Annotated in this window: 10 protein-coding genes; 3 read left to right on the forward strand and 7 right to left on the reverse strand. The window is 66.1% G+C overall.

What is annotated here, in order from left to right:
- The 6 genes from OCL97_RS22115 to OCL97_RS22140 form a co-directional block, all read right to left on the reverse strand.
- A partial coding sequence (locus OCL97_RS22115; protein ID WP_377371857.1) for a hypothetical protein occupies positions 1-184 on the reverse strand: 184 nt, incomplete at its 3' end.
- A 188-nt stretch (positions 185-372) separates the two neighbouring features.
- On the reverse strand, positions 373-1,344 hold the full coding sequence (locus OCL97_RS22120) for a glycosyltransferase family 2 protein (protein WP_377371858.1): 972 nt from the start codon (positions 1,342-1,344) through the stop codon (positions 373-375).
- A 419-nt stretch (positions 1,345-1,763) separates the two neighbouring features.
- A complete protein-coding gene (locus tag OCL97_RS22125; RefSeq protein WP_377371859.1) occupies positions 1,764-2,231 on the reverse strand; it encodes a DUF883 family protein in 468 nt (155 codons plus the stop codon).
- 76 nt (positions 2,232-2,307) lie between these two features.
- Positions 2,308-2,814 carry a hypothetical protein gene (locus OCL97_RS22130; protein WP_377371860.1) on the reverse strand — a complete coding sequence of 169 codons (507 nt, stop codon included), beginning with the start codon at positions 2,812-2,814 and terminating at the stop codon, positions 2,308-2,310.
- A 214-nt stretch (positions 2,815-3,028) separates the two neighbouring features.
- Positions 3,029-6,250, reverse strand: a complete 3,222-nt coding sequence (locus OCL97_RS22135; RefSeq protein ID WP_377371861.1) for an efflux RND transporter permease subunit — start codon at positions 6,248-6,250, stop codon at positions 3,029-3,031.
- Positions 6,250-7,452, reverse strand: a complete 1,203-nt coding sequence (locus OCL97_RS22140) for an efflux RND transporter periplasmic adaptor subunit (protein ID WP_377371862.1) — start codon at positions 7,450-7,452, stop codon at positions 6,250-6,252. The genes OCL97_RS22135 and OCL97_RS22140 overlap by 1 nt, the downstream gene beginning before the upstream one ends.
- 95 nt (positions 7,453-7,547) lie before the next feature.
- On the opposite strand from OCL97_RS22140, the gene OCL97_RS22145 reads away from it, so the two are divergent.
- Together OCL97_RS22145 and OCL97_RS22150 are read left to right on the forward strand one after the other, a co-directional pair.
- On the forward strand, positions 7,548-8,147 hold the full coding sequence (locus OCL97_RS22145) for a TetR/AcrR family transcriptional regulator (RefSeq protein ID WP_377371863.1): 600 nt from the start codon (positions 7,548-7,550) through the stop codon (positions 8,145-8,147).
- A 189-nt stretch (positions 8,148-8,336) separates the two neighbouring features.
- Positions 8,337-9,446: an IS5 family transposase gene (locus OCL97_RS22150; protein WP_377371864.1), complete on the forward strand. Its 1,110-nt coding sequence runs from the start codon at positions 8,337-8,339 to the stop codon at positions 9,444-9,446.
- 192 nt (positions 9,447-9,638) lie between these two features.
- On the opposite strand, the gene OCL97_RS22155 is transcribed toward OCL97_RS22150, so the two are convergent.
- Positions 9,639-9,875 (reverse strand): FAD-dependent oxidoreductase, encoded by a 237-nt coding sequence (locus OCL97_RS22155; protein WP_377371865.1) that lies wholly within the window; start codon positions 9,873-9,875, stop codon positions 9,639-9,641.
- Here OCL97_RS22155 and OCL97_RS22160 point away from each other — a divergent pair.
- Positions 9,840-10,553, forward strand: coding sequence for a histidine phosphatase family protein (locus tag OCL97_RS22160; RefSeq protein WP_377371867.1), 714 nt, complete (start codon positions 9,840-9,842; stop codon positions 10,551-10,553). The two genes, OCL97_RS22155 and OCL97_RS22160, sit on opposite strands and share 36 nt — an antisense overlap.
- Positions 10,554-10,567 lie beyond the last annotated feature (14 nt).

The following is a 10,567-nucleotide window of genomic DNA, read 5'->3' on the forward strand; positions in this document are numbered from 1 at the left end:
GAATGTCGATTGGTCCTAGTCCAACCTCACCGCAGGTGGCTGACCATGTCCGCGCAGCCCGCTGCTGGTGAAGGCGGGCCATTAGCATCCGCACGTCGGCTTCCTCTACGCCGTCGCGACGCATGAGCAGCCGGACGATCGGATCAGCGAGCATTTGGTCGAGGGTGAGTTCACCTTGGCGCATCGTAGTCTCCGCGCCCCCTATTGGCCCCCCCCTCTCGCCAAGGTTCGCTACTCGGGTCGTGTGACAATCCCAGTCGCGACCGCCTCTGCGCCGCCGCCGCAACCACTGACGGGTGCAGGCCGATGACCAAGCGCGCGCCCGCGCGGAGACACTATGCCGAACGCACCGGCTAAAATCACTGCGCCTATTCATGCGGTCTCCGCAGACTTGCCTTCACCGTCCTTGCCCGCGCTATGCCTAACCAGCTTCAACAACGCCAGATTCTGGCGCACCACTCCCCACGGCGATAAGACGTCCAAGGCGTCCCCCATCATCTCCAATTCGGCGACAATGCCCCGCCATCGACCCAGCTTACTGCACTTGCGGACATTGAACACTGTGGGCCAGTCGACCACCACGATGGGCAGGCCTTCCCGCGTGATCAGGTTGTTGATGAACGCCTCCCCGCCCCAGCGCGGTAGGCGCCCCATCGTCTGGATCGCCTCACCGATCAACCGCGCCGGAATGACCCGTTCGCCGGACACGAAGTCCAGGCCGATGAAGCGATAGATGGCGAGGCTGTTGCCTCGCAGGCTGATGCTCACCTGGGCCTTGCCATTGATCACCGGGGCGGCCAGCGCCTGGATGTCGGCGGCGGTGACGCCGGACAGGTCGGCGTCGAGCAACATCAGGTAGTCGCCGCTGGCCGCGGCAATGCCCCTGCTCAGCGCGTAGGTCTTGCCACGGTTGGGAGTGTAGGAGATGACCCGGATGTCGGGGTAACCGCTCAGCACCGCCTCGGTGGCGTCGGTCGAGCCGTCGTTGACGACAATCACCTCGGCCAGCGCCGGATGGCGATAGACGGCATCCAGGATGTGCTGAATCCTGGAGGCCTCATTGTAGGCGCACACAACACAGGAGATGCGCGGGGCCGACGCCAAGCCATCGATCACGATCGGGGCGCGCCAAGTCGTCGCCCGCTGCTCACGTCCGTTGCGCTTGGGAGGCGCATCTGGCCGGTTGCCGGCCAATCCAGCCCAAGGCTCTAGCGCATCAATGCCGTTTTGCTTTTCCTCGTCTTGATCAAAGCCATCGCTTGACGGCGCGGGACGGGCTTCGTTCTCTGGCGTCAATCGAATACTCCTTTCGACTGCGAAACGTCGCGCACCGATCTTGCTCATCACGATTTGGGCCCTCCGCTTCATCATTCCGGTATGCTCAATCTGTGCTGAGGGCGCTTGGCCGTTCGCAGACGACCCGTTCGCCACACCGGCGGCCACCGCGTCGCCTGCACATCCGCATTGCGGCGCCCTCGGGCAGAAGCTTGGCGATTCAACGACCCAATGGCCGAGACGGCCGCCTGCTCCCGTGTCGAAAAGGCGGGGCTGAGGAAGACCGCGCATTGAAAGTAATCTTGCATGAACTCTAGCGTATAACAAGGTCGAGTGTCGAAACCTGCACCCGTTTGTGAAAGAATACATCTATTGTGGCAAAGTAACCCCGAAGAAACCCCCTCATGCCCAGCAGCGTCGCTTTGATTGCGAACTCCAACCAATTTCAGACGTCTGGGCTCGATCTGGTTCTCCGGGGCCGCTCACGACTAGGCGATGGTGTCCTTGGCCTTCCTGGCAATTTCCGCCACTGCCGCTAGCGCCTTGTCGGCGGCGTCCCAGCCCGCCACTGCCGCCTTCTGGGCGGCGTCCCTTGCGGCTTCCGCCGCGTGGATGGCGGATTCCTTACCGGATTGGGCCGCCTGAGTGGCGGCTTCTCCAGCCCTCTCCGCCGCTTCCTCAATCGCGTCAGCCGCCTTGGTGGCTGCTTCCGACGCTTTATTTACGGCGTCGCGGAGGGCTTCCGTGACCTTGCCGACGAGTGTGTTCTCAGCCTCGTCAAGACGGACCTGGGCCGTCTTGAGATTCTCCTGAAGACGAGTTCGCAATGCACTGACCGTCTCTCCGACCTGATCGGTAGTGGCGTGCAGGAACTCCTGGGCATCAGCGACTAAGACCTTCATGTCGATGATGAGTTTGTCTTGGCCTGTGGAACCAGGCGTAGGGGATTCAGTCATGGAATGTCTCTCGATCATTTGTTCAGGAAAGAAGGGACGAACTTCTGCGTGCCTTCACGAGTCGGATCAGAGGCGTTTACTTGGCGGCCTCTCCCGCCTTTTGGGCCGCGTCCTTGGCCGCGACAGCGGCGCGGTCGGCGGCTTCGGCAGCCTTGCGGGCGGCTTCCTTTGCGGCGGCCACCGAATGAGCCCTTGCCTTTCGCTCGGCCTCGGCCGACGCCTTGGCCGCGGCTGCCGTCGCGGCGGTGGCTTCCCCGGCTGCGGTGGCTGCCTTTGCAGTCGAGTCGGCTGCGGCTTGCGCGGCGGTCTTCGAAGACGCACCGGCTTGACGGTAGGCATCTTGCGACTGGCTGGCGGCAAGTTCGGCGGCGGCTTGCGCTTCCTGGGCAGCCTGCCCAGCCGCGGCCCATGCTTCCGCTGACGCCTTACTAACTGCCGCGCGCGTCGTTTCAGCATGGCGCGTGGCGGTCTCAACCGCCGCTACCGCGGCGGTTCGCGCCTTTTCCGCAGCCTCTCTGGCAGCGGTCGCCGCATTTTGGACCTCAGTCTTTGTCGCTTCTGCGGCCTTCTTAGCCGAGTCCACGGGGTTGGGGCCATGGCACCCCGCAACTGCGAATAGCCCGAGTGCTGTGGAAGCAATTAGTAGATTGCTCAGAGTCATAACCTACGTCATTCTGCAAGAAGTTGAAACAGTTACTGATTATTACTCGTGGAAGGTCTGAGATAATCTTTGCGTCAAATCAATCTTGACCAGAAGTTCCGAGTTTCGATGAAGAATTTCACATTGAACGCCCCGCTCATTCGCGTCGGTCCGCCCTGACGGCTTGCAGCCAGGCCGCCCCCCGCGCGGAAGCCGACAGCAGGTGGTGGTACAGGACCGGTACGAGCAGGAGGGTGAGCAAGGTGGCGATCAGCGCCCCGCTCATGAGCGTCAGTCCGAGCCCTTCAAGAAGCGGGTCAAAGAGCAGTACGCCGTCCCCCAGGATCACCGTCGCGGCGGTAAGCAGGATCGGCCGCGCCCGCACAGCGCCGGCCTCGAGAACAGCGTCCCGCAGCGACGCGCCGGCCTCCACGCGCGCGTTGGCGAAATCGATCAGAAGGATCGAATTGCGCACCAGGATTCCGGCCAGGGCGATCAGGCCGATCATCCCCGTGCCCGACAGGAACATGCCGACCAGGGCGTGGGCGGGAAGCACGCCAATCAGGGTCAGCGGGATCGGCGTCATGATGACGAGGGGGACGAGGAACGACCGGAACCACCCCACGAGAAGGAGGTAGATGATGACCAGGGCGCCCAGGAAGGCGACGCCCAGGTCGCGGAATAGTTCATAGGTGGTGGTCCATTCACCCGCCCAGGCCACGACGTAGCGCGCGGTGTCGGCGGGGGCGCCCGTCCAGGCAATACGAGGGTGGACCCCGTCGAGCGTGACGAGCCGTCTGATCCGAGAATTCAGATCGAGAGCGGCGTAGAGCGGCGCCATGCGCGACCCCACGGTCTCGCCTGTGACGAAGATCACCGGCAGAAGGTCCTTACGATAGATCGCGGCCTCCGTCTGATCGCGCTCCAGCCGCGCCACGTCCGACAGGGGGACCGACTTGCCCGCCGCGTTGGTGACGGAGAGCGAGGCGAGATCCTCGATGCGGCTGCGATCGCTCAGCGCCAGCCGCACGGTCACCGGGACTGGTTCGCGCTCGTCCGGCAGCCGCGCCTGCGCGGCGCGCTCTCCCGCTACCTCCGCGCCCACCGTCTGCGCGACCTCCTCGGTCGTGACCCCATGCAGTGCGGCCTTCTGGGGGTCGACTTCGATCCGCACGCGAGGCGCGCCTGGCCTGGCGGACCAATCGACATCCGCAACGCCGGCCGTATGCGCGAACGCCTGCCGCACCTGCCGGGCCAGGTCGAGACGGCCCGCGGCGTCCGGCCCGTAGACCTCCGCCACCAGCGTGGCCTGGACAGGGGGGCCTGGCGGCGCCTCCGCCACGGTGAAGGTCGCCCCATAGGGTGTCAGCGCTCGCCGCAGCTCAGGGCGAACATCCTGGGCCAAGTCATGGCTTCGGCGTTTCCGCTCGGAGGCGGCAACAAGCTGGATTTGAATTTCGGCCTGGTGGGAGCCGGACCGAAGCGTGTAGTGGCGCGCCAGCCCCTGGAAGGTGGCCGGGCCGGCGACGCCGACATAGGTCTGAAAGCCCTTCACCTCGGCGACGGTGCGCAGGTAGGCGGTTACGTCGGAGGCCGCCTGGGCAGTGGTTTCCAGGGACGCCCCGGCCGGCAGGTCGATGATCACCGCCATCTCATCGACGTCGGTGTTGGGCAGCAGTTTCACGCGTGCCCCGCCCACCGCCGCCAGTCCCACGGCCGCGATGAGAGCCGCCACCACGCCGGCGTACAACAGCCAGCGGCGCTTGGGCCGGTCGAGGAAGGAGCCCACGCCCTTCTGGTACCAAGCGCCAAGGCCCGCGCCCCAGGTCGGCTTCGCGCCATGGGAGTCAGGCCGGGCGAGATGTTTGCCACGCAACATCCGGTAGGCGAGGTAGGGCGTGACGGTCAGCGCCACCACCAGGGAATAGAGCATGGCGATGGAGGCGCCGATGGGCAGGGGGCGCAGGTACTGCCCCACCATACCGGTGACGAACGCGGCAGGAAGCAGGGCGGCGATGACCGTAAGGGTGGCCAGAATGGTGGGGTTGCCCACCTCGTTGACCGCGACCAGGGCGGCCTGCACGCTTCGTTCACCGCCCGATTCAAATCGCCGGTGAATATTCTCGATGATGACGATGGCGTCGTCCACGAGGATGCCGATGGCGAAGATCATCGCCGCGAGGGTGATGCGGTTCAGGGTGAAGCCGGTCAGGTTGTAGACCAAAGGCACCAGCGCTAGGGTGACAGGGATCACCACCGCGACGATCAGCGCCTCGCGCCAGCCCAGGGCCACCGCGACCAACACCACCACAATCCCGGTGGCCAAGAGCATGTGCAGCAGCAGGTCGGAGACCCGCTCCGTGGCTGTCTTGCCCGCATCCCGAGTCGTCTCGACGTGAACATCGGAAGGAATCAGCGGCCCGCGCAATGAGGCTATACGCTTGAGAACCTGCGCGTTCAGCGTCGCCGCATTGGCGCCCCGCACCTTGGTGACGGCGATCGTGACAGCGGCTCGATCCTGACCGCCAGCGTCCCGGCCTCCCTGGAAGATGTAGTTCGAGCGCTCAGGCGCCCCATCGACCACTGTGGCGATGTCGCGCAAGTACACCGGCCCCGCGGCGCCGGTGGCCACCACGAGTCCCGCCACGTCATCTGGTGTTTTCAGAAAGCCGCCAACCTCGACCCTGAGAACCGTGGCGCCCTGAATCGAACCGGCGGGTCGCCGCAGGTTGGCGCCCTGGATCGCCCGCACCACCTGCGACGGAGATAGTCCGCGCGCGCCCAGCCGTGTCGGGTCAAGCCGCACCTGGATTTCACGGCTGGAGCCGCCGATGACGGTGGCCCCGCTGACTTGCGGAATGTCTTCAAGGGAGACCGCCACCTCTGCGGCGAGCCGGCGGAGCGCGTAGCCATCGTCCTGTCCGTCCCAAAGCGTGAGCGTGAGAACGGGTACGTCCTCGATCCCTCGCGTCTTGACTAAGGGCGGCTGCGCGCCGGACGGCATCTGATCTGTGTTGGACGCGAGCCGATCGTACAACTGGGTGAGGGCGGTTTCGCGATCGACGCCGTCGCGGAATTCGACGCTGAGCATTGCGCTGTCCGGCTCCGCGGCGCTGACGACATGCTTCACCGTTGGAATTTCGCGGATCAGGGCGGCCGTGGGCCTGGCGATCCGTTGGTCAACCTCCTGGCTGGTGGCTCCCGGATAGGCGATGAACACGTCGGCGGCGGGAGACTTGATCGTCGGCTCTTCCTCCTTGGGCGTCGCGATCACCGCGTACAGCCCCAGCGCTAGCGATGCGATGATCAGCAGCGGTGTCAGTTTGGAGTCTATGAAGAACCGCGCGAGGCGACCGGAGAAGCCCAGCGGCGGCGGCATCACCTGATCTCCGGTCCGGGCGCCACGGCTTGGCCATCCGAAAGACGCCGAACCTGCGGGCCGACCACGACCTGCTCGCCCGCTTCTAGCCCAGACTGAACTTCGACGAAGCGACCGTCCGCCGGACCGAGGCTGATCCAACGCAACCGCGCGCGGCCATGGTCGATCACGAAGACGCCCGTCAGCTGGCCTCGCCGCAAAATAGCGTCATCAGAAACCAAACGGCGTGAACCCGGCGCGCCGGCCGAGGGAAGCCGCACGCGCGCGCTCATGCCGGACAGGATTGTATGATCGGAATTGTCCAGCAGAAGCCGCACTCTGAAGCCGGGCGCGCCGGGATCTCCCGACGGCAGCACCGCCTCCACCACACCCGGTTCGGGGAGGTCGTGGCCCGGCAGTTCAACGAGCAGGCGATCACCCTTGCGCAGGCGGCTCGCCACGTCCTCGCCGACGCTCGCGACCACGCGCATCTGGGACAGGTCTTCGATCACGAAGAGCGACTGCCCCGGGGTGACCAAGTTTCCTGTCTCGACGGTCTTGCGGACGATGACTCCGGCGAAGGGCGCGCGAACCTGGCTGTAGGCGGCATTCGCCTCCACCTCCCGGACCGTCCCGCTGGCTGTGTCCAGGCTGGCTCGCGCCCGCGCCATCGTCGCCCGCGCCTGGTCCAGCCGGGCCCGCGGCAGAAACCCCTTGGCGTAGAGTGTCTCCATGCGGGCAAGATCGCCCGAAGCTTCCGCGACACCAGCCTGCGCCTCACGCACGCTCGCAAAGGCTTGGGCCCCGCGCGCCTCCAGATCCCGGGCATCAATGCTGACCAGCACCTGCCCCGCTCTCACACGGTCACCCTCGTCAAAGCGCGCGGCGGTGACCACGCCGGTCAGCCGACTACCAGGACTGGCGCTGCGGATCGGCTGCACGACTCCGGTCGCGGTGACGGTGCGTCCGGCCATATCTTGCCGGACGCGAGCGACGGAGACCACCATCGGGGCGCCGGCCCGGCCCGCCTGGCTAGCCTGGGAGTGACCGGCCTCTCCGCTGCCGCAGCCCGCGGTCGTCATCGAAAGCAGGCTCACGCCAACCAGCGCCAGGGCTTGCGCCGCCGCCAGGCACCGTCCATCGCGCAAGGCCGGCGCGTTCCCCCGCGCGCGGGACGCCCATGGGGCGACCGGCAAAATCGGATGGCCAGAGAGGTTCAGCATGTCTATGCGCATCCGAGGCGGTTGCGATCCGACGGGGCCTTAAGTTATTAATCGTACGATCAATAACTAGGTAACGGGGGGGACTGAGTCAAGCCATGCCAGGACCGAGGGCGTCAGAGGCTGAACGCAAGGAGCAGATTCTTGAGGCCGCCTTGCAGGTGGCGACGCGTGAAGGGCTTGAGAACCTCTCAACGCGGAAAGTGGCGGCTGAGGCGGGGCTCAGCCAAGGATTGGTCTTCTTTCACTTCGAGAGCAGGGACACCCTTCTCCTCGCACTGCTGGGGCGACTGCTTGAACGCACCGCGGTGCCGCAGGTGGACTCCGAATTTCTTCAGATAGCAGCGCCGGCGCAGCGGCTTGCCGAACTCCTTAGACGCGACGTCGCGCGGTTCCTGCGGGAGAGAACCAGCGTGCAGCTGTTTTTCGACTATTGGGTCATGGGCGCCCATAACCCGCCGGTCAGGGACCTCATCCGTCAGGCGCTCGCTAAGTACCGCAAGGCATACGAGCCTATCGCCGAAGCGATGGCGTTGGACCGGAAGGAGAGGCTCCCAGCTCTCAATCCTCAAGGACTTACGGCGGTCATGGTGAGCCTCATTCAAGGGTGTGCGGTGCAGGCGGTCATCGACCCGGACGGGTTCGACCTGGATCAGTTCACGAGCACCGCGGAAGACCTGCTGGACCTGTTGAAATAGCCATTGCGGCCTTGAGCCGTGGCGAGCCCGATGTTGGTGGCGATCGACGCCACATCAACGTCACGCAGCCGCCCCCCGCACGTTTTTGGCGTTCATTACTTGGAAATGCCTTAGCAGGCTGTTGAAGAAGTCGGTGGCGGCGTTGAACTTGGCATGATTCACTCTGTGTGAGGTTGCGGAGGTGATTTCATGCGCGGGTCGGACCTACGATATGGATCGCTGTTTTCCTACGTGGACCTGGAGTCCCGGGTTCGTGGCGATCCTCCTCTCCGCTCGATCCGGGAGATCGCCAACGCGGCGCTGACGGCGCTGAGCGATGACTTCGCGGCGCTGTATCCGCCCCGGCTCGGGCGGCCGTCCGTGGCGCCGGAGCGGTTGCTGCGGGCGATGCTGTTGCAGGCCTTCTACGGCATTCGCTCGGAGCGCCAGCTGATGGAGCGGATGGAGTTCGACCTGCTGTTCCGCTGGTTCGTGGGGTTGGGCGTGGACGACGCGGCCTGGGACCATTCCAGCTTCACCACCAACCGGGACCGGCTGCTGGAGGGCGAGATCGCGGCGAAGTTTCTGGCCGCGGTGTTGGCGCAGCCGCGGGTCAAGCGGCTGTTGTCGAGCGACCACTTCTCGGTCGATGGCACGCTGATCGAGGCCTGGGCCTCGATGAAGAGCTTCCGGCGCAAGGACGGAACCGATCAGGACGGCGACGGCCCGGGCCGCAACGCCGAACGCAGCTTCCATGGCGAGACGCGGTCCAACGAGACCCACGAGAGCACCACCGATCCCCAGGCGCGGCTCTATCGCAAGGGCGACGGCCAGCCGGCCCGGCTCTGCTACATGGGTCATGCGCTGATGGAGAACCGCCACGGCCTGGCCGTCGGCGGCGGCGTCACCCAGGCCACCGGCAAGGCCGAACGCGAGGCGGCGCTGGCGCTGGTGGACGCGGGGCCTGGCCGTTCGCGGCGACGCATCACCCTGGGCGCGGACAAGGCCCATGACGTGACCCCGTTCGTCGAGGATCTGAGGGAGCGCCGGGTCACCCCGCACATCGCCATCAATGGCCATCTCACCAAGACCGGCAAGCGCCGCAAGACCGCCATCGACAGCCGAACCACTCGCCACGCCGGCTACGCCGTCAGCCAGCGTTGTCGAAAGCGTATCGAAGAGGTGTTCGGCTGGCTCAAGAGCGCCGCCGGCATGGCCAAGACCCGGTTCCGGGGACAACCCCGCGTCGATGCCGCCTTCACCCTGGGGCTGGCGGCCTACAATCTGATCCGACTCCCAAAGCTACTGGCCGCCACATGACCGAAATGACCACCCCAGCCGCCGCATACTGATCAAACACCGGACCTCCAGCGCCACCCAAGGCGCCATTCCAGGTCAAATCACCCCGCACCACCACAAGAACCGACTGAAAGTCGCTCTCGTCGGCACTTCTTCAACAGCCTGCTAGAGCGTTTTCTGCGCCGAACCGGCATCCACTTCGGCGGAAAACGCTCAAGCGCCGCATAGCGCACGTCCAACACCACCGCGCCCGTGCCCGCCGCCCGCCCGAACGGCCGCTCGATGGCGCGCGGCCATGGCCACCAGCCGCTCGCCAAGCCCCAACGCCTGAAGCACCGCCAGGCCCGTCGGCTGGATCATCAGTCCCGACCCGAGGGGCTGGGCGACCGCGAAGCGCTCATAGACGGTGACCTCATGGCCATCCCGGGCCAGCAGCAGCGCCGCCGCCATCCACGCCGGCCCGCATCCCGCCACCGCGATCTTCAAAGGCTCATTCCCACCCTGCACGACGCCCGCAAGGTTGCGGTGCGCCGCCCGCTCGCGCAATCGTGCCCCACGGCCCTTCTCTTCATCACCCACCCCGAAGTCGTGGTCGACTCGGCCGTCCCGGTTCCCAACTGTGGCCTTTCCGACAAGGGCCGCGCCCACATGGCGGCCTTCGCGGCGCCGGACACCACGGCGAACGTCAAGGCCGTCTGGTCCAGCGGCGCGGCCAAGGCGCTCAAGGCCGCCGCCATCCTGGCCGGCCACCTTGGGCTGACGCTGCGGGTGGACGAGGCCCCGCACGAGAACGACCGCTCGGCCACCGGCTTCCTGCCTCCCGACCAATTCGAAAACCTCGCCGACGCCTTCTTCGCGTCACCGCAGGACAGCGTCCGCGGCTGGGACCGGGCGATAGACGCGCAAGGACGCGTGGTGGCGGTGCTCGAACGCTGCCTCGCCGCCGCGCCCTCGGAGGGCGACATGGCCGTCGTCGCCCCACGGCGGCGTCGGAACCCTGGCCCTCCGCCGCTATCTGGGCGTGGCCATCGACCGGTCCTACGACCAGCCCTTCCAGGGCCACTACTGGACCTTGGACGGCGGCCGGGCTCTGCACCGGTGGAAGAGCATCGCGGCGCGGTGGGCTAGGAGCTGTGGACTCT

The organism is Phenylobacterium ferrooxidans, from assembly GCF_042714595.1.
GTDB classification, from domain to species: Bacteria; Pseudomonadota; Alphaproteobacteria; order Caulobacterales; family Caulobacteraceae; genus Phenylobacterium; species Phenylobacterium ferrooxidans.